Genomic DNA, 19,046 nt, shown 5'->3' with positions numbered 1-19,046 from the left:
CTACCGCACCAGGATCGCCCTGAGATCGTTGACATTCGTTCCGGTCGGGCCGGGCACGAACAGGTCGTTGGCGGCGTTGAAGGCCGTCCAGGCGTTGTTGCCCGCCAGCACCGCCTTAGCGTCCACCCCGGCCGCACGCATGCGCGCCACGCTAAAACCGTCGGCGAAGGCGCCGGCGTTGTTTTCAGAGCCGTCGATGCCGTCGGTATCGGCGGCGAGCGCATGAATGCCCTCGAAACCGTCGACGCCAATGGCGAAGGACAGCAGGAACTCGCTGTTGCGGCCGCCCTTGCCGCCCTTGCAGCGAAGCGTGACGGTGGTCTCGCCGCCCGACAGCATCAGGATCGGCCGGGCGAAGGGACGGCCACGCAGTGCCACCTCGCGGGCGATCGCAGCATGCATGGAGCCGACGTCGCGCGCCTCACCCTCGATGGAATCCGACAGAATGACGGCCTCCATGCCGAGCCGCCGCGCCTCTTCGGCGGCGGCGTCCAGCGACACGGCGGCCGAGGCGATGACGTGCACTTCGTTCGCCCTGAAGCGCGGATCGTCCGGGCGCGGCGCATCGGCCGCCTCCGACGCCAGATGCGCCAACACGGCTTCCGGCAGCTTCATGCGATAGGTTTCGACGATCCGCAGCGCGTCGGCCCGCGTCGCGGCTTCCGGCACGGTGGGACCCGAGGCGACCAAAGCGGGATTGTCGCCGGGGATGTCGGAGACCACCAGCGACACGACCCGCGCGGGATAAGCGGCGGCGGCGAGCTTTCCGCCCTTGATGGTCGACACGTGTTTGCGCACCGTGTTCATCGCCGAGATCGGCGCCCCCGAGGCCAGCAGCGCCTCGTTCACCGCGATCTCGTCGGTGAGCGACAGCCCGGCCGGCGGCGAAGGCAGCAGCGCCGAGCCGCCGCCCGACACCAGCGCCACCACCAGATCGTCCTCGGTCAGGCCGGATACCGCCGAAAGCAGCCGCTTCGACGCCGCCAGCCCAGCCTCGTCCGGCACCGGATGCGCGGCCTCAAATATCTCGATGCGCTTGCATTTCGTCGCGTAGCCGTAGCGGGTGACCACCACGCCGGTCAGCGGCCCGTCCCAGGCGCGTTCGAAGGCTGCCGCCATCTGCGCCGAACCCTTGCCGGCGCCGATCACCACGACACGTCCCTTCGGCTTCTTCGGCAGGTGTTTGCGGATCGTCAGTTCCGGATCGGCGGCGGCCACCGCCGCCTTGAAGATCGAAGTCAGGAAATCACGCGATTCAAAAGTCATCTTCAAAAATGCCCACAGTGAAAAAGCTGGCCGCGAAAATCAGGCGGCGGGCAAGGCAAGGGCGGCGTGGTCGAGGCCAAGATGGGCGCAGAGCACTTCGATGATCACCGCGTGATCCTGCCTTTCGGGAAGGCCGGACACCGCGATCACGCCGATTACGCCGACGCCCTTGACCGTGATCGGAAAGCCGCCGCCAGCCAGCACATGGTCGGCCGGGTCAAGCCCATCCGCCGGCGGAAAGATGCGGTCGGGCCGCGCCTTCTCATGCACCAGCCGGTAGGTGCTCTTCTGGTAGATGCGCACCACGTTGCGCTTGCGCCGCGCCCAGTTGGTGTTGCTGGCGGTCGAACCGGGCAGCGCGGCATAGAACAGCGGCCGGTCCCACAACTGGATGTCGACAACGATCGGCAGCTTTTCGGCCAGAGCCCGCTCGCGCAGCGCGGAGCCTATGGTGAAGGCCGTGGCCTCGTCGAAGGCGGGAAACACCAACGCGGCTTCCTGTTCGGCGATCTTGGCGATGTCGTCGGCACTGGCCATGGCATTCCCTCTCAGGCAGAGCACCGGACGCACCGCAGCAGCGCCGGGCGATCGACTTGGTTGCGCATCGGGTCGCGACGCGAGATATCCCAATTGAACGGAGAATGTAAACCGCCTACGATTGCCGGAACGGAAGGTCCGCTGACTAGACCGGCAGCGAGGCTTTCAACGGCTCGCCCGCGACATAGACCTCCGCCACCGTCCGGTCGTCGCCGAGCGTCTGCAGCAGGAAAAGTTCTTCCGCCAGCGTTTCGATTGTCTCCATCCTCAGCCGCATGCCGGGCGTTGTGCTGGAATTGAGGATCGTGATGTCGGCGTCTGTGCCCGGTTCCAATGTGCCGATCTTGTCCACCAATGACAGCGCCTCGGCGTTGCCCCGCGTGATCTGCCAGAACGAGGCGAGCGGATTGAGCTTTTCGCCGTTGAGCGCGATCACCTTGTAGCCCTCGTCCATGGTGCGCAGCATCGAATAGTTGGTGCCGCCGCCGACATCGGTGGCCGCCGCGATCCGCAGCGGGTTTTCGCGCTTGCGGAAACGCTGGTAGTCGAACAGGCCGGAGCCGAGGAACAGGTTGGAGGTCGGGCAGAACACCGCGACCGAACCGCTCGCCGACATCGCGTCCGCCTCCCGCTCCGACAGGTGGATGCAGTGGCCGAACAGGCTTTTCGCGCCGAGCAGTCCGTATCGGTCGTACACGTCCGTATAGTCCTTCGACCATGGATAGAGTTCCTGGGTGAAGGCGATCTCGGCGTGGTTCTCCGACAGATGCGTCTGCATGTGCAGGTCGGGGTGCTCGCGCATCAGCGCCTCAGCCATCTCCATCTGCTCGGGCGTCGAGGTAATGGCGAAGCGCGGCGTCACCGCATAATGCTGGCGGCCCTTGCGGTGCCATTCGGCGATCAGCGCCTTGGTGTCGTCGTAACCGGATTGCGGCGTATCCAGCACGCCCTCCGGCGCGTTGCGGTCCATCATCACCTTGCCGGCGACGTTCAGCATGTTGCGCGCGTGCGATTCGGCGAAGAAGGCCTCAGCCGAGGCCTTGTGCACAGAGCAGTAGGCGACGACCGTGGTCGTGCCCTGCCGCAGCATCTCGTCCAGGAACAGCCTCGCGATGCGGCGGCCGTGCTGGGCGTCGCGGAATTTCGTTTCCTCGGGAAAGGTATAATTGTTCAGCCAGTCCAGCAGTTCGGCGCCGTAGGACGCGATCACCTGCATCTGCGGCATGTGGACATGGCAGTCGACAAAACCCGGCAGGATCAGGTTCGGGCGGTGGTCGACGATTTTTACGCCCTCGCCGGCCTTCGCCCTGACGTCGGCAAACGCCCCCGTGGCGGCGATCTTTCCATCCACGATCAACACGCCGCCGTCTTCCTCGTAGCGGCAGGCGGAGAGATCGTCGATTGTCTCCGGAAACCTCAGGAAGGAAAGAGTACGGCCGCGCAGCAGGGTTTGTTTCATCATTGACCTCAAGGCGTCGTCCCGATGATCATCAATCGGAGGAAGGCGAACCATCGGTTGCGTTGTCGGTCCTATTGTGAAGGAACACCGGCTTGCCTCCCCGCCAGACCGCGCTCAAAGGCGGTACGACTGGCGCGGAAGAGTCTTCGTACCACGTCACCAGCAGCGCGCGTTCCTCCGGCGTGATCTGGGTGACGTTGCCTGGGGGCATCGCATGGCTGCGGCCGGCTTGCAGATAAATCTCCCTGGCGTGCTCGGCGATGGTCCCGTCCGTCTCCAGCACGACGCCCTTCGGCGCGAAATAGATACCTTCGTAGGAGGGCTCGGCCGCGTGGCACATGGCGCAGCGCCCCATCACCGTGTCGCGCACTGCGGAAAAATGCGTCGAGGCCACCAGAGCCTGCGTACCCTCGGCCACTTTCGGCTCGCCCGTCAGCGCCTTCGGCACCGTCGACAGCCAGATGATGATGACGAACAGGATCGTCGCCGCGAGCCAGGTCCAGTGCGGATTGCCCTTGCGCGCATGAACCGTGTTGAAATAGTGCCGGATCAGCACGCCGATGATGAACACCAGCGAGGCGATGACCCAGTTGAACTGGGTCGCAAACGCCAGCGGATAGTGGTTCGACAACATCAGGAACAGCACCGGCAGCGTCAGGTAGTTGTTGTGCAGTGAGCGCGTCTTGGCGATCTTGCCGTATTTGGCGTCCGGCTTGCGGCCGGCGATCAGATCGGCCACCACGATCTTCTGGTTCGGGATGATCACCATGAACACGTTGCACGACATGATCGTCGCGGTGATCGCGCCAAGATGCAGGAGGGCGGCGCGGCCGGTGAACAGGTGCGTCAGGCCCCAGGAGAGGAACACGAGGATGCAGTAGAGCAGGAGCATCAGGATCGTATCGCTCTTGCCGTAGAACAGCCGGCAGAGCAGGTCATAGACAACCCAGCCGGCTGCGATGCAGGCCAGCGAAATCCCGATCGCCACCGGCGCCGAGACGTCCAGCACGTTGCGGTCGATAAGGAAGAGATCGGCGCCGGCGTAATAGACGATGCAGAGCATCGCGAAGCCCGACATCCAGGTGGCATAGGATTCCCATTTGAACCAGGTCAGGTGTTCCGGCATCTCGGCCGGCGCCACCAGATATTTCTGGATGTGGTAGAAGCCGCCGCCGTGGACCTGCCATTCCTCGCCATGCGCCCCGGCGGGCAGGCCGGGGCGCTGGCGCAACCCGAGGTCCAGCGCCACGAAATAGAAGGACGAGCCAATCCAGGCGATGCCCGTGATGACGTGCAGCCAGCGCGCGGCAAAGCTCAACCATTCCCAGAAGATCGCGAAATCCAACATCCCAGAACCTCAATCGCCCATCCGATTGTCGCGGCATCGAGCCTATCGCGAAAGAGTTGAGATGCACGATGACTTTCAAAAAATTCTGGAAAATAATGATGCCGGGACCGGGCCGCACCGTCCGGCGCCAGGGTGGGAGCCGGCATGGCCTATCTGGACAATCTCAAAGTCTTCGTCCGCGTCGTCGAACTCGGCAATCTGTCGTCCGCCGGGCGCGATTTGCGTGTATCGCCGGCGGTCGCCTCGAACCGCATCAAGGAGCTGGAAAAGCATCTCGGCGTGCGGCTGTTCAACCGCACGACGCGGCAATTGATGCCGACCGAGCAGGGCACAGTGTTTTATGACGGCGCCAAGCGCGTGCTCGACGCCATCGCCGAGGCCGAGGCGGCTGTCAGCGCACTTTCCGGCCAGCCGCGCGGCACCATCAAGGTGACCGCGCCGCTCGGGTTGGGGCGCCGCCTGATCGCCTCGGGCATTCCGGATTTCCGCGACAAATACCCCGACATCGAGGTGCGGCTGCGGCTCTCCGACCACAATGTCGACATCATGAAGGAAGGCATCGACGTAGCCTTCCGTCTCGGCCTGCTGGAAGATTCCAGCCTGCGCATGCGCGGCATCATGGAGTGCGAGCGCGTGCTGGTCGCCTCGCCGAAATATCTGGAAAGACATGGCGAGCCGACGGCGCCGCAACAACTCGTCGACGATCGGCACGACTGCCTCATGCTGCGCTTTCCGGGCATGCGCGAGTATTTCTGGACGCTCAGGACACCGGCGGGCCCGGCGAAATTCGAGGTGCACGGGCCGTTCGATTCCGACGACGGCGACGTGCTGACCGGCTGGGCGCTTGCCGGCCGCGGCATCATCAACAAGCCGCGTTTCGAGGTCGAGCCATTCATCCGCGACCAGCGGCTGAAGATCATCCTTGCCGACAATCCTCCGACACCCGTGCAGCTTGCCGCCGTCTATCCGCACAAGAAGCTACAGGACCCGAAAGTCCGCCTGCTGCTCGACTTCATGGCCGACCGCTGTCAGCGGCTGATCCGGGATATCCTTGCTGGAAAATAGTCGTTACCGCGCGCCGAAAGCGCGCGGTAACGACATCAGGCCGAAACGTCGGTTAGCTGCCTACCAAGGCCGGCTCCAATCCGCGAAAAATGTCTGCTTGTCGCGGTGATTTCCGCCCAGCGTGGCGGCGTAGTAAGCGGCGACACCGCTGATCAGCAGCGACGCAGCGGTAATGAACGCCGCCAGCATGGTGAGGCGGCGCGCATGGTCAGCGGCTGCGCGGGCCTGAGCCTCCAGTTCGGCCGCCTGCTGCGTCAATTGATCGACTCGCTGCTGCGCTTCCTCAGGCGGGATGCCGGCGCGGGCGGCGACCGTCGAGACCAGGTACTGCCGGTCTGCGTCGTTCATCTTGCCATCGGCTATGGTCGACAGCAGGATGCGGGTCAGTCCGCCGCGATCCTGCGCTGCGCCCTCGCGATCCGCTGGATTGCCGGTGGCGGGGCTAGCGGGGGCGGTGCCTGCCGGTTGGCCGGTCCCTGGGCGCAGCAACCGGTCCAGCAACAGTTCGTTATGGTCGAGCGCCTCGCCGGCGACCCCGGCCGCACCCGAGGCCACCGTGGCGGCGGCGCCGCCCGCGGCAGACACAGCCGAAGCAGCCGTAGACACCGCCCCGCTGATGCCGGAGTACGCGATGAAGCCGCCGATCAGCACGCCGAGTGCCCAGACAGTGAGGCCGTGCGCGCCGTCGCGCAGGTCCGATTCCTGTTCGCTCGCGTCGCCGACGCGCCGGCGCATCCGCCCGGCGAGATAGCCGCCGGCGAAGAAACTGGATATCTGCACCCACAGCAGCCAAAGCGCCGCGGCGATGGCGAAGCCCATCACCGACATGCCTTCGCCCTTATAGGCCGAGGTGAGCGAGAGGCCGAGCGCCGACCCGAAGGTCAGCAGCACGAAGGAAACGGCCGTCGCGAGCAGCGTCCCGGCCAGGATAGCCGGCCAGTCGACATAACTGCGATCGTCCGCGACGATGGCCGTGGTTGCGGTTGTAGGGCTTTCGACGATTGCCATGGTCGTTCCTCCGACAGACTGATGATGTTCGGGGCTCGCAACGGTTTAGCGGAGCCCAAACAGCGACAGGATCGCGAGGACGATGACCACAAGGCCGACGAGATAGATGATGCCGTGCATGATAGCCTCCTGCTGCATTTGGCAGTCCGAAGCAAACAAGCAGAACGGGACAAAGTTCCGCCACAATGCGGATTTGCCGGCAGCCGCCCGGCTAAGGGCCTGGCATCTCGGAGAACGGTTCGTGCGAAGCGGCCAACCGCCGGTTGATGAACTTATGACAGGTAATTGCGTTGTGGACGCGGCGTCGCCACATTGGATATTGGGTAGCGGCCGACCTGTGGCCGCATCGTGATTTGAGGGACCCAAGATGATTTCGACCCACAACGACCTGAAGTCCAACGTCAGGAAGACCTCGATCGAGATCCTGAACGCACGCCTCGCAGAGGCTATAGATCTGGCGCTGATCACCAAGCAGGCGCACTGGAACGTCAAGGGTCCGCAGTTCATCGCGATCCATGAGATGCTCGACGGCTTCCGCACCGAACTCGACGGTCACGTCGACACCATCGCCGAACGGGCCGTGCAGCTTGGCGGTACGGCGCTGGGCACCTCGCAGGTGGTCGCCGCGGAGACGCCGCTGGCGGCCTATCCGACCGACATCCACAAGATAAAGGATCACTTGGCGGCGTTGATCGACCGCTATGCCGCGACGGCGAAAAATGCGCGTGCCGCCATCGAGGAAGCCGGCGACATCGGCGATGCCGACACCGCCGACATCTTTACCGCCTATTCGCGCGCGCTCGACAAGTCGCTGTGGTTCCTGGAGGCGCATACGCAGGAAAGCGCCTGAAATCATTGCCGGATTTCACATCCTCAGGCTTCCCGAACTCCGGGGCTCGACACTTCGACAGGAACGTTCTGTAGAAAGGTCGATCGTCAGGGCCGCACCACCATTCAAACGTCGGGCGGCGCCAGGACCGGTTTGTCGGGCAGCGGGAAGAAGCGGAAATACGGTTCCGCTTCGCTGAACACGCGCGCGATAGACGGCCGGCTCAGCAGCCGGCCGTAATAAGCCCTCAGCCGCTTCTGGTTCTCGGCGATCGGCACCAGCGTATGCCCGTACATCAGCGCCGGCGCGGCGGCGCAGTCGCCGAGCGAAAAGTCCTCGCCGGCGACCCACGTCTTCTCGCCGAGTTCGCTCTCGAGAAAGGCATAGGCCTCTGCGAGTTGCGCCCGCGACTGCTCGACGCCGAACAGGTCGCGCTTGCCCTGCGGGCGCAACGCGTCGGCCACGATCCGCTGCATCGGCTCATGCACATAATGGTCGAAGAACCGGTCCCAGAAGCGCACGCGCCACGCGGCATCCGCCGATTGCGGAATGAAGCGTACAGGGCCGGGGTGAAAGGCATCGAGATACTCGATGACGATGGTCGACTCGGCCACGGTCGCGCCGCGCTCCTCATCGACCAGTACCGGCATCTTGGCCATCGGCCAGACCGCCTTGAAGGCAGCCGCCGAGTCGGGATCGCCGAAGTCGACGACGATCGGCTGGAACGCCGTTCCGTTCTCGTAGAGCGGGATCAGCACCTTGTGGCAGAACGACGCCAGCGGGTGGTAATAAAGCTTCAGCGCCATCGGTTCTTCCCGGTTGCCGTGCATCAGTTCTCGAAGAAGGGCGCCGACGGATTGGCGAAGGCGACGCGGCCCTTCGGTTCCTCCCACTCCTCCTGTCGGCCAAGCGGCGTCAGGTCGAGCCAGTAATAGCCGCCGCCGACCATTTCCGCGCCGCGCCCGTAATTGGAATAGGTGTGGTAGATGGTGCCGCCGTCGCGCAGGAAGACACTGCGGCCGGGCTGCTCGGTCGATTTCGACCCCTCGAAATAGTAGCCCGTGCCGGCCTTCTCGTGCTCGGCGATGGTCTTATAGTTGTAGGTGTCCGCCCCCCTCTTCGGATCGACGGTCGCCTGGAAATCATAGTTGAAGTCGGAACCGAAGGACGAATACCAGGGAAACGTCCACCCGCGCTCTTGTCTGTAGGCTTCGAGTTTTGCCAGCGGCGCCCGCGACACATGCGCCAGCGTCGTCGCGCGGGCATTGAGGTGCTGGATCAGGCCGTCGGAAATCTCGTCGGCCGAGGCAGTGCAGCCCTGGCATCCCTTTTCCCAACCGGGATCGAACATGAAATGCACGGCGATGAGCTGCCGCCGGCCTTCGAACAAGTCGAGAAGGGTCGCCTTGCCGTTCGGCCCGTCGAACACGTAATCCTTTTCTACCCGCACCATCGGCAGTTCGCGGCGCGCCACGCTCAGCCGGTCGCGGGCGTGCGTCATCTCCTTTTCCTGCGCCAGAAGCGCCTTGCGCGCCGCCAGCCATTCCTCCTGTGAAACGATTTCGGGAAGTGCCATGACGTTCTCCTTCCTGTCGAAGCCGCCGCCGATCGAGGCGGACGCTGTTTCAAGGACGGACGAGGCGGGATGGTTCCGACATGCGGCGCCCCGAAAGCTCGTATATGTTTCAATAAAAGGTTCAGACCCGCGTCAATAGCGCGGGAACGGATTGCATGAAGTAGGTTTATCTCGACGAAGCCAGCCTTTCACGACGGCGGGCGGTCTCAGCTTCGTCGATCCGGTCCCGCCGGAAAACCACACTTCAGGTCCGCTCGGCGCTGTCGCACGAAATCTTGCCGTCCTCCAGGTCGGCGCGGATCTGGCCGCGCGATCGTTTCAGCGGATCGCCGTACTCGCCGCCGGCCGCCTGTTCGTGCAGCACCAGAGCGCCCGCAGCCACCCGATGCTGTTTCCGAAATACGCCTTGCGGATCGAGCTGGCCGTCTGCGCCAAAACTTCGCATGGCTGCGAAATCCAGCACCGTGCCCTCGGCCAGCACGCTCGACAGCCCCAGGGCTGCGGTTTCGTTCGTGTCGTTGGAGACGTAGCCGTAGGTCACCCGGTATCGCGACAGGAATGCCGCGCGCAGTGCATCTCGTGCCGTGCAGCACCTCGAAGACATCTTCGGGACCACAGCCGGCCTCGGCAAGGATGGCGTGAACGCCGGTGACGACAGCCTCTTCCGGGCGGGCGGGCGTCGACGGCACCTTCAGGAACACCGCCGGGCGATTTTCCGATATCATCACGAGATCGGTGAATGCGCCGCCGAGGTCGACCTCGATGCAGACACCCGGCATCCCTTAACCGCTCCAATTGCTCAATGCTGACATTGTGCATCGACAAATTCGGAACCCAAGGGGCGATTCTTGATTGTCAGCAATTTTGCTTGCTTGCTTTGAGCCGGCGGCTTATCTCCAACGGAACGATGCGGTACGAGGCCTCATGACACGACTCGCAAGCCTGAAGACAGAAAAACGCCTGCTCGATCGCCGCGCTGCCGATCATATCCGCTCCCATATCCTCGGCGGCGTCCTGCCCGCCAACAGCCGTCTCCTCGAAACGCAGCTTTCGGAGGAACTGGAAGTCAGCCGTGGTACCGTGCGCTCGGCGCTGGCGCAGCTCGCCGGCGAAGGGCTGGTGCGGCAGGTCGCCTTCACCCGTTGGGAAGTTTCCGGCACGTCGGCCGCGGATGCCTGGGAGATTTATACGCTGCGCGGCGTGCTCGAGGGGCTTGGCGCACGACTGGCGGCGACGAGCCTCACAAACGAGGAAGGCACAAAACTGCGTACCATCGGCGGCGAACTTCTGCGCGCGATCCGCGAGGGACGTTTCCAGGACGCCACCGACATCGATTTCGATCTCCATGCGGCGATCATCGCCACCGCCCGCCACGGACGCCTTGCCGACCAGCATAGGCTGATCCTGCACCAAGTGCGTTTCCATATGGTGCAGTCGGGTTTCCTGCCGAAGGACTACGACCATCTGATCGACGAGCACGAGGCGCTGATCGAGGCGGTGATCGGCGGCGACGCCGACCGCGCAGAGCTTTTGGCGCGCAGCCACAACGAGGCCGAGGTCAAGGCGCTGACCGAACTGCTGCACCGGGGCGCCCGCAGCGAGGTTGCGGAGCCGGAACGCGCGTAGAGGCGCGACCGCCTCCGGCCCGAGCATGGGAAGTGAAAGACATGCAGAACGTGGCGTTGCAGTTGCGGGTCCTCGCCCGGCAACAAGGCCGGCGGGCTGACGACGATCCTCGAAAAGTCGCTCGGCGCGGTCGCCAAGGGCGGCAGCACCAATCTCGTCGACGTCATCGCCTATGCGGCCGAGGCGCATAGTCCCGGCCTGATCTTCATGGATTCGCCCGGCTTCGACCCGATCTCGGCGACCGGCCAGGTGGCCGGCGGCGCCAACCTCATCTGCTTCACCACCGGGCGCGGCTCCTGCTTCGGTTGCAAGCCGGCGCCGTCGCTGAAGCTCGCAACCAACTCCGCCATGTACCGGCGTATGGAAGAGGATATGGACGTCAACTGCGGCGAGATTCTTGACGGCGCGGCGAGCGTCGACGAGAGGGGCGAGCGCGTTTTTCGCGCAATGCTCGCCGCCGCGTCCGGCGCTCCGACCAAGAGCGAGTTGCTGGGTTATGGCGAGGACGAGTTCGCGCCGTGGCACGTGAACGCCTGGCTTTGAATCCAACCCAATCCGAGGAGAAAATGCCGATCATCCGCGTCGAATTGTTGGAAGGCCGCAGCGTCGAGCAGAGGCGTGAATTCGCCGAGGTCGTGACGCGCGAGACGGCGCGCATCCTGCGCTGCACGCCGGAGGCGGTCAACGTCGTGTTCTCGGAGGTCCGCCGTGACGAATGGGCGGTGGCCGGAAAGCTCGCGAGCGATCCGAAGTAGCATGAATCAGCGTCCCAGCGCGGCGCGCAGGTTCGGGCTGAGGATTTTCGCGTCGCCCTTGAAACCGGCCAGCGCGCTTTCGATCAGTGCGAGGTCGCAGCCGGCGCTATGTCCCCGCGCATAGCCGTCCACGGCCTCGGCACCGGGATAGCGGCCCTCCGGATGACGATAGAGGTCCATGCCGGCGACCACCAGGCTGCGCGGCTGCAAGGCCGCCGCGACGGCAATCATCAGCGCGCCGTTGGTCGGGATTTCCTGGGCATAGAAATCGGCGATGACAGGCTCCAACCGGTCGAGCATCAAAAAGCCCTTGCTGGCGCGGCGGCCGGCCAAAAAATGCTGGCGCAGCACGATCCGCCCACCCTCCGACTTCGGGAACACCAGGACCGCCTTCGATCCCTTTGGCGGCAGGTCGGGATCGGCGGTGAAGACGGCATCCGGGTCGGTCATGATGCCTCGCGCCCGCCAAGTCCAGTTCACGCGGAACAGCGTGGCGTCGCGATAGACCGACAGCTCCGGGCTTTCGGAGGTCGGGCCGTTGCCGAGGCAGACGATCGTGTCAGGCGAGCCAAGCCGCGCCCGCAGCGCCTCGACGCTGCCGATCTCCGGCATGCCGAAAAGTCTTGCCAAAATGATTGGCCGGCGGATTTCTCCGCCGTCGGCGACTGCCGCGAGCGATCCAAGCTCCCGCCCCCACTGTTGCCGCACCACCTCGGGCGCAGCGGCGTCCAGAAATTTCGCGACCCGCCAGCGGCGCCGCCAGAGCCATCCCGCCAACCTGCCACCCGTCGGCGCCTCGACGACGAGTTCGTGGCTGAAGCGGCGGCGCACCGCATCGACATCACCTGATGGCACGGCAAGGATCAGCCGGAAATCCGGCCGCTCGCGCAGCAGGGCATCCGCCTCCGGCCAGGCGCGCTCGATCGAAGCCACGTCGCCATGCAGCACGACGGCCCGTCGGCGATCGGGCGGCTGGCCCGGCGGATCGAGCAGGCCGAGGCGCCTCGCCAGGCTCAACGGGAATACGCCTCCAAAAGCCGGCAGCGGCTCGCGTCAGGCGTAATTGACGTAGATCGTCTTCTTCTGGAAATAGGCATCCAGGCCATATTTTCCGTCCTCGCCGCCGATGCCGCTGTCGCGGATGCCGGCGTGGTGAGCGTGGACCGCGTCGCCGCCCGGCCGATTGACGTAAATCTCGCCGAATTTCAGTTCGCGCACCAGCCGCATCATGCGGCGCATGTCCTTGGTGAACACATAGGCCGACAGGCCGTAGCGCGACTCATTGGCAAGCCGCAGCCCCTCGTCGAAATCGTCGACCTTCATGATCGGCACGACCGGCCCAAAAACCTCGTCCTGCATGATCGCCATCTGGTTGTCTTCGACCGAAAGCACGGTCGGCTGGAACCAGTGGCCTTTGGAAAACGCCTCACCTGCCATGCGTCCGCCGCCTGTGAGCACCTCGGCACCCGACGACGTGGCGCGCTCGACCATTCGCTCGACCTTTTCAAGTTCCGGCCGGCTGAACTTCGGCCCGACATCGACCAGCAGCGTCGGATCGCCGACCTTCAGCGCCTCGACGGCGGCGACGAAACGCTCGGTGAACTCGCCGGCGATGCGTCGATGCACGTACATGCGTTCGTTGCAGATGCAGATCTGGCCGCAATTCTCGAAACGCGACAGCACGGCGGCGCGCACGGCGGCCCCGATATCGGCATCCTCGGCGACGACGAAGGGCGCCTTGCCGCCGAGTTCCAGCCTGAGCAGCTTCAGATCGTCGGCGGCGCTGCGGAAAATCTCCTTGCCGGCGCGCACGCTGCCGGTCAGCGTGATCAGGCGCGGGATCGGATGGCGCACCAGTGCGGCGCCAAGGTTTTCACCGGTCCCGCTGACGACGTTGACGACGCCGGGCGGGAAATCCGCCTGCACCGTGAGCTGTGCGATCTCCAGCGCCGAGAGCGGCGTCCCTTCGTGCGACTTGATGACGATCGTGTTGCCGGCAATCAGCGCCGGTCCCATCTTGCGGCACATCAGCGCCGCCGGATAGTTCCAGGCCGTCAGCCCGACCACCACGCCATGGGCAACGCGCTGGATCCAGATCTGCTCGTCCGGCATGTCGGAAGGTATGATGTCGCCGGTGATGCGGCGCGCCTCTTCCGCCGCGTAGGTGAGGTAAAGTGCTGCCCCCTCGATCTCGCCGCGTGCCTCCTGGATGGGCTTGCCCTGTTCGGCCACAACGATGCGCGCCAGCCGCTCGCGGTTTTCGAGGATCAGCCGGGCGAGATCCCTGAGATACTGGCCGCGCGTCGCCGGCGGCAGGGCCTCCCAGGCCGGCTGGGCTGCGCGCGCCGCCACCAGCGCGCGGTCGGCGTCGTCGGCGCCGCCATTGGGCACTGAGGCGATGACCGCCTCCGTCGCCGGGTTCTCGACGTCGATCCATTCCTTGACGGTGGATTCGACCCATTGCCCGCCGATGAAGTGTTTGTAGCGGTCGACGCCCTTCACGAGTTCCTTCATGGCCGGCATGCGGGGTATTCCTGTCTTTTTCTCATTGAGAGATTGAGGTTTTTCAGTCAGCCGGCCACCGGGCGAAGCCGTTCGTAGCCCATCAGTTCCGGCAGCCAGAGCGTGATGTCCGGCACGAACACCAACACGAACAGCAGGGCGATCAGCACGAACAGGAAGATCCACAATTCCTTGGTGATCTCGGCCACCTTGATGCCCGACACGCCGGCGATCAGGAACACCAGTTCGCCCATCGGCGGCGTCACCAGGCCGATCATCATGTTGACGACCGAAGTCACGCCGAAATGCACCGGATCAATGCCGAGATGGATGACGGTGGGCATCAGGATCGGCACGATGATCAACAGCATCAGCAGCGTGTCGAGGAAGGCGCCGAGGATCAGGAACAGGATGGTCACCATAAGCAGGAACATGGTTGGTGACAAGTCGAGGCCTGACATCCAGAGACCCATACGTTCGGGAATCTGCTCCGAAGCGACGATCCAGTTCATGACAAGCGCGCCAGCGATGGTGATGGCGACAATTCCGGTGGCCCGCGACGATTCGACCAGCACGCCGGCGAAGTCGGAGAAGCTGAACGACCGATACCACAGGAACGCGAGCAGAAGCCCGATGAAGGCACATACGGCGGCGGCCTCTGTCGGCGTCACCGCTCCGCTGTAGATTCCACCCAGCATGATCACCGGGATCGTCAGCGCGGGAAGGGCGGCAGCCGTGCCCTCCACCGCCTGTCTCACCGTCGGGGGAGGTTCGGTTGGGAAGTTGCGCCGCCGCGCCAAATACACGACCACCAGCGACTGCGCCCCGGCGAGGAGCAGGCCAGGTATCACACCGCCCATGAACAGGTAGCCGATCGAGGTGTTGGTCACCGTGCCATAAAGGATCATCGGGATCGACGGCGGGATAATCGGGCCGATGATCGCCGATGTGGTCGATAGCGCGGCCGAGAAGCCCGGGGAATAGCCGGCCTTCACCATCATGTCGACTTCCAGCTTGCCCGGTCCGGCTGCGTCGGCGAGCGCGCTTCCACTCATGCCGGAAAAGATGACGCTGGCGACGATGTTGACGTGCGCCAGCCCGCCGCGGAAGCGACCGACCAGAAGGTTGGCAAACTCGAACAGGCGGTCGGTGATCCTGGAGGCGTTCATGATCTCAGCCGAGAAGATGAACAGCGGCACCGCCATCAGCACGAAGCTGGAATAAAGCCCGTTCAGGCTCTGCGAGGCGACCAGTCCGATGTCCTGCCCGGTCAGGAACAGGTAGACGATCGCCGCGCACAGCATCGCGTGGCCGATGGGCATGCCCAGGAACGACCAAACAAAGAACAGCGCGAACATGATCCAGGCTGAAATGCTCACGCCGGCCTCAGAGATTTTCTTCCCAGCGCCGGCCGGCAAGCCGCCAGACGCGAATGGCAGACCCGATGATCACCGCCAGCATGAAGATCACGAAGCAGGAATAGACAAGATCCATCCGGATCTTGAGCAGCATCGAGGAGCGTCTGCCGAGGAAGATCACGTAGTCGAGCACACCGGGCAACGCCGCCAGGAAGATCAGGCCCATCGTGACGGTGTTGACGATAGCCAGGACCCGCCGTTTGCGTGGCGGGATCGCGTGGTAGATGAGATCGAAGACGATCTGCCGCCGTTCGCTGACGAGCATGCCGGCGCTGAAGAACACAACCCACACATAGCCGATCGAACACAGTTCCAGTGACCATGCCACCGGCATGTTCAGCACGTAACGGCTGATGATCTGGATCAGGAAGCCGGCGAACATCACTGCGAACAGGACCGCGGACACCTGCTCCACGGAGCGGTTCCAGCGGCCCATCCAGCCCGTCGCCGGCGCCTCGACCTGAGTGGCGCCGGCCGTCTCCATGCGTCAAGCAGCCTTGATGCGGTCGAGCAGGCCAGCCGGCCAGGACTTGGCGAAATCGGAATTCTCGAACGCGCCGAGAACTTTGGCGCGGAAGGCGTCGACATCCGGCGTCGACACGGTGACGCCCTTGCTTTCGAGGAACGCGGCGGCATCCTTCTCACCGGCGAGCACATTCTCGTCGTTGAACTTCTTGGCTTCGATCTCGGCCGCCAGGACCGCCGCCTGTTCTTCAGGCGTAAGGCTGTCCCAGAACGCGACCGGCATGGCGAAGAAGGTGTTCGACACCTGGTGGTTGGTCAGCACGATCTGCTTGGCAACCTCGTAGAACTTGCTGGAGATGATGTCCGTCAGCGGGTTCTCCAGGCCGTCGATCGTGCCTGTCTGCAGCGCAAGGTAGATTTCCTCGAAGGCGAGCGGCGTGGCATTGCCGCCCAGCGCGTTGCCGAGGAACTGCCAGGCCTCGGAACCCGGCATGCGCAGCTTCAGACCCTTAAGGTCGTCGGGCGTCTTCACATCCTTCGGCTCGCGCAGCATCACCTGGCGGCTGCCGAGGTACTGACTTTTGACGATGTGCAAGCCGACATCTTTGGCAACGCGCGCCTTGTACTCGGTGCCGATCTCGCCGTCATAGACCGCATCGAGATGCGCGGCGTCGCGCATCAGATAGCCGGTGGTGAAGATCGAATATTCGGGGATGAGCACTGCGATGTCCTGCGGCGAGATCATGCCGACCTCGAGGTTGCCGCGCTGCATCGCCTCGATCTCGGTGCCCTGCCCGAACAGCGTGCCGTTGAAGTGGATTTGCACGTCGAACATGCCGGGCGCGTCGCGGTCCAGCGCCTCCTTGAACTTCACCAGTCCTTTCGACTGCCATTCCTCCGCCGAGCCAGGCGTAGAGATGCGGATCACCTTGCCGGCGGCGAATGCGGTCCGCGACAGCAAGGGCGATGCGAGCAGGCCGGCGGCGGCTCCGGCAAACAGCGTGCGCCGATTGATAGTCCGGCCAAGCCGGAAACTCCTCTGTTCCGTCATGATGTGTCCCTCTGCGGTGTAATTTTCTTGTTGCTGGCCGAGCGCGTCGCTCCACCCGACGATGCTTCCACAGCCGTTCCGAAGCGTCAAGATGAATGTTGACAATTTGCAATCAATCATTTTTCTCTGACGGCGCGGCTATCGTTTCCTGCTTCCCGCCGCCTGCGAGATCCATTATGACCGAGGCCACCGGGCTTGCCGCCTCCCACGCCGGCCCCTTGCCGGAGACCCGCTGCCTGGCGGTCGCCGCCGCGACGCCGGTGACGGACACGTTCCGGCCGGACGCCACTCTTCTGGCCGCCCACTGCAAAATGCTGCTGGAGGCGGGCTGCGACGGCATCGCCCTATTCGGCACGACCGGCGAAGGTCCTGAGTTTGCGGTGCGCGACCGCATGGCGGGGTTGGACGCTGTGCTGACCGCCGGCATTCCTGCGAAAAGGCTGGTCGTCTCGGCGACGGCGCTCGCCATTCCCGACATAACCGACCTCGCCCGGCATGCGCTCACCGCCGGCGTCGACAGCATCCTGTTGATGCCGCCCTGCGTCTACCGGTCCGGCGTCACCGACGAAGGCACGTACCGGTTCTACGCGACGGTCATCGACCGGCTGGCGCGCGACGGCCTGCGCCTCTGCCTCTATCATTTTCCCGACATTTGCGGCGTGCCGCTGACGCCGCGCGTCGTGCGCAGGCTGGACGAAGGTTTTCCGGGCATCGTCACCGGCATCAAGGACAGCGGCGGCGACCTCGGCTTCACCGAGACGCTGGTGCGTTCCTTCAGTCACCTCGGCGTATACACCGGCACCGAGATCCATGTGCCGCAGGCGCTGGCCGTCGGCGCGCGCGGCACTATCTGCGGCCTCGCCAACGTCATGCCCCGCCTGATGCGGGCGATGTTCGAGGCGCCAACGGCCTTCGACCGGCGCAAACTGGTGCCGCTGATCACCTCCGGCGACCTCATCCTGTCGCGCCAGTCCTTCGCCGCGTCGATCAAGGCCGTGCTCACCCATGCCTCGGGCCAAGCGGGGTGGAACCGGATGATCCCGCCGATCAACGCCCTGCCCCACCCCGAGCGTCAATGGATGCTGGAGGACTTTTTTCGCTGGGATGCATCGTTGCCGGCCCCGATGCGCACATTCGCCGCTGCGGACACGGGCGACGATCAAAAAATCACACCGCTGCGGCGAGCTTCTTGAGAAACAAGCAAGGAAATCAGCAAGATGACGAAATGGACGGGCGTATTCCCCGCGGTGACTACAAAACTGACGGCCGACGGCGCGGTCGACGTCGCCTGGACGCAGAAGAGCATCGACCGGCTGATCGCCGGCGGCGTCTCCGGCGTCATCGTGCTGCCGATGCTTGGCGAGAACGCCTCGCTGTCGATGACCGACCGCGAGACCGTCATCCGCGCCGCCAGGGAAGTCGTCGCCGGCCGTGTGCCGCTGCTCAGCGGCCTGGCCGAGGTCTCGGCTGATTCAGCCGCCGCATCGGCGCGCCACTACGAAAAACTCGGCGCTGAGGGGCTGATGGCTTTTCCGTCGATCGCCTACAAGAGCGACCCGCGCGAGACCATCGCCTGGTACAAGGGGCTGGCGGCAAGCTGCGGCCTGCCGATCATGATCTACAACAACCCGATCGCCTACGGCGTCGACGTCACGCCGCCGGTCCTCGGCGCGCTGGCCGACACACCCTCCATCGTCTGCATCAAGGAGGAGTCCGGCGACATCCGCCGCGTCACCGACCTTTACAATGCCTGCGGCGACCGCTTCTCTATCTTCTGCGGTGTCGACGACCTGATCCTGGAGAGCCTCGCGCTCGGCGTGACCGGCTGGGTGTCGGGCATGACCAATGCCTGGCCGGCGGAATGCGTGCGCCTGTTCGAACTGGCGCGCGCCAACCGCTACGACGAGGCGCGCACGCTCTACCGGATCCTGACGCCGGCCTTCCATCTCGACACGCATGTGAAGCTGGTGCAGTACATCAAGATGGCGGAACACCTCGTCTACGGCGCGCCGGAATGGGTGCGCGCGCCGCGCCTGCCGCTCGAAGGCGCCGAACGCGAAATGGTCGTGGCGATCATCGAGGAGACGATCCGCAAGCTTGCCGGCTGACCGCGCAGGAAGGTCCGGCGCCGGCTCAAAAGG

19 protein-coding genes and 2 pseudogenes are annotated in these 19,046 nt (G+C 64.5%); 7 read left to right on the top strand and 14 right to left on the bottom strand.

The window, feature by feature from the left end; all coding sequences use genetic code 11:
* From ABMA59_RS15860 to ABMA59_RS15845, 4 genes are all read right to left on the bottom strand, one after another.
* Positions 1-1,272, bottom strand: coding sequence for a glycerate kinase type-2 family protein (locus ABMA59_RS15860; protein ID WP_425475923.1), 1,272 nt, complete (start codon positions 1,270-1,272; stop codon positions 1-3).
* Positions 1,273-1,305: 33 nt separating this feature from the next.
* Positions 1,306-1,803, bottom strand: coding sequence for a heme-degrading domain-containing protein (locus tag ABMA59_RS15855; protein ID WP_349006332.1), 498 nt, complete (start codon positions 1,801-1,803; stop codon positions 1,306-1,308).
* 145 nt (positions 1,804-1,948) lie between these two features.
* Positions 1,949-3,262 (bottom strand): guanine deaminase, encoded by a 1,314-nt coding sequence (gene guaD, locus ABMA59_RS15850; RefSeq protein WP_349006331.1) that lies wholly within the window; start codon positions 3,260-3,262, stop codon positions 1,949-1,951.
* A gap of 31 nt (positions 3,263-3,293) precedes the next feature.
* Positions 3,294-4,610: a urate hydroxylase PuuD gene (locus ABMA59_RS15845; protein ID WP_349006330.1), complete on the bottom strand. Its 1,317-nt coding sequence runs from the start codon at positions 4,608-4,610 to the stop codon at positions 3,294-3,296.
* Between the two features lie 144 nt (positions 4,611-4,754).
* Between ABMA59_RS15845 and ABMA59_RS15840 the strand changes: the two genes are divergently transcribed.
* Complete coding sequence (locus ABMA59_RS15840) at positions 4,755-5,675, top strand: LysR family transcriptional regulator (RefSeq protein WP_349006329.1); 921 nt, start codon at positions 4,755-4,757, stop codon at positions 5,673-5,675.
* A 60-nt stretch (positions 5,676-5,735) separates the two neighbouring features.
* Here ABMA59_RS15840 and ABMA59_RS15835 read toward each other — a convergent pair whose 3' ends face one another.
* On the bottom strand, positions 5,736-6,683 hold the full coding sequence (locus ABMA59_RS15835) for a hypothetical protein (protein ID WP_349006328.1): 948 nt from the start codon (positions 6,681-6,683) through the stop codon (positions 5,736-5,738).
* A gap of 367 nt (positions 6,684-7,050) precedes the next feature.
* Here ABMA59_RS15835 and dps point away from each other — a divergent pair, with 367 nt between their 5' ends.
* Positions 7,051-7,533, top strand: coding sequence for a DNA starvation/stationary phase protection protein Dps (gene dps / locus ABMA59_RS15830; RefSeq protein ID WP_349006327.1), 483 nt, complete (start codon positions 7,051-7,053; stop codon positions 7,531-7,533).
* A gap of 104 nt (positions 7,534-7,637) precedes the next feature.
* Here dps and ABMA59_RS15825 read toward each other — a convergent pair whose 3' ends face one another.
* The 4 genes and pseudogenes from ABMA59_RS15825 to ABMA59_RS37225 form a co-directional block, all read right to left on the bottom strand.
* Positions 7,638-8,318, bottom strand: a complete 681-nt coding sequence (locus tag ABMA59_RS15825) for a glutathione S-transferase family protein (RefSeq protein WP_349006326.1) — start codon at positions 8,316-8,318, stop codon at positions 7,638-7,640.
* Between the two features lie 23 nt (positions 8,319-8,341).
* The gene (locus ABMA59_RS15820) at positions 8,342-9,088 is read right to left on the bottom strand and encodes a DUF899 domain-containing protein (RefSeq protein WP_349006325.1); all 747 of its coding nucleotides are present in this window, start codon (positions 9,086-9,088) and stop codon (positions 8,342-8,344) included.
* A gap of 244 nt (positions 9,089-9,332) precedes the next feature.
* Complete coding sequence (locus ABMA59_RS15815; protein ID WP_349006324.1) at positions 9,333-9,629, bottom strand: hypothetical protein; 297 nt, start codon at positions 9,627-9,629, stop codon at positions 9,333-9,335.
* 97 nt (positions 9,630-9,726) lie between these two features.
* Positions 9,727-9,813, bottom strand: a pseudogene (locus tag ABMA59_RS37225) (hypothetical protein); the annotation flags it as partial.
* 199 nt (positions 9,814-10,012) lie between these two features.
* Between ABMA59_RS37225 and ABMA59_RS15805 the strand changes: the two are divergent.
* The 3 genes and pseudogenes from ABMA59_RS15805 to ABMA59_RS15795 all read left to right on the top strand — a co-directional run bounded on the left by ABMA59_RS15805 (position 10,013) and on the right by ABMA59_RS15795 (position 11,469).
* Entirely contained in the window at positions 10,013-10,714 is a 702-nt protein-coding gene (locus ABMA59_RS15805) for a GntR family transcriptional regulator (protein ID WP_349006322.1), read from the top strand.
* A gap of 72 nt (positions 10,715-10,786) precedes the next feature.
* Positions 10,787-11,257: pseudogene (locus tag ABMA59_RS15800) on the top strand (altronate dehydratase); the annotation flags it as partial.
* A 23-nt stretch (positions 11,258-11,280) separates the two neighbouring features.
* Positions 11,281-11,469: a 4-oxalocrotonate tautomerase gene (locus tag ABMA59_RS15795; RefSeq protein ID WP_349006321.1), complete on the top strand. Its 189-nt coding sequence runs from the start codon at positions 11,281-11,283 to the stop codon at positions 11,467-11,469.
* Between the two features lie 6 nt (positions 11,470-11,475).
* Here the strand turns inward: ABMA59_RS15795 and ABMA59_RS15790 are convergent, their stop codons facing one another.
* The 5 genes from ABMA59_RS15790 to dctP are packed head-to-tail and all read right to left on the bottom strand — an operon-like array spanning position 11,476 to position 16,905.
* A complete protein-coding gene (locus ABMA59_RS15790) occupies positions 11,476-12,486 on the bottom strand; it encodes a hypothetical protein (RefSeq protein WP_349006320.1) in 1,011 nt (336 codons plus the stop codon).
* 36 nt (positions 12,487-12,522) lie between these two features.
* Positions 12,523-13,992, bottom strand: a complete 1,470-nt coding sequence (aldA, locus tag ABMA59_RS15785; RefSeq protein ID WP_349006319.1) for an aldehyde dehydrogenase — start codon at positions 13,990-13,992, stop codon at positions 12,523-12,525.
* Positions 13,993-14,039: 47 nt separating this feature from the next.
* Positions 14,040-15,350 (bottom strand): TRAP transporter large permease, encoded by a 1,311-nt coding sequence (locus ABMA59_RS15780; protein ID WP_349006318.1) that lies wholly within the window; start codon positions 15,348-15,350, stop codon positions 14,040-14,042.
* Between the two features lie 7 nt (positions 15,351-15,357).
* Entirely contained in the window at positions 15,358-15,873 is a 516-nt protein-coding gene (locus ABMA59_RS15775; RefSeq protein WP_349006317.1) for a TRAP transporter small permease, read from the bottom strand.
* Between the two features lie 3 nt (positions 15,874-15,876).
* A complete protein-coding gene (gene dctP, locus ABMA59_RS15770) occupies positions 15,877-16,905 on the bottom strand; it encodes a TRAP transporter substrate-binding protein DctP (RefSeq protein WP_349006316.1) in 1,029 nt (342 codons plus the stop codon).
* A gap of 176 nt (positions 16,906-17,081) precedes the next feature.
* On the opposite strand from dctP, the gene ABMA59_RS15765 reads away from it, so the two are divergent.
* Together ABMA59_RS15765 and ABMA59_RS15760 are read left to right on the top strand one after the other, a co-directional pair.
* Positions 17,082-18,098, top strand: a complete 1,017-nt coding sequence (locus ABMA59_RS15765) for a dihydrodipicolinate synthase family protein (protein WP_349006315.1) — start codon at positions 17,082-17,084, stop codon at positions 18,096-18,098.
* A gap of 24 nt (positions 18,099-18,122) precedes the next feature.
* Entirely contained in the window at positions 18,123-19,013 is an 891-nt protein-coding gene (locus ABMA59_RS15760; protein WP_349006314.1) for a dihydrodipicolinate synthase family protein, read from the top strand.
* Positions 19,014-19,046: the final 33 nt, after the last annotated feature.

It is taken from the genome of Mesorhizobium yinganensis (assembly GCF_040081985.1).
Classification (GTDB): Bacteria; Pseudomonadota; Alphaproteobacteria; order Rhizobiales; family Rhizobiaceae; genus Kumtagia; species Kumtagia yinganensis.
The sequence above is the reverse complement of the archived record's forward strand: the minus strand, read 5'-3'. Positions and strand labels throughout refer to the sequence as shown.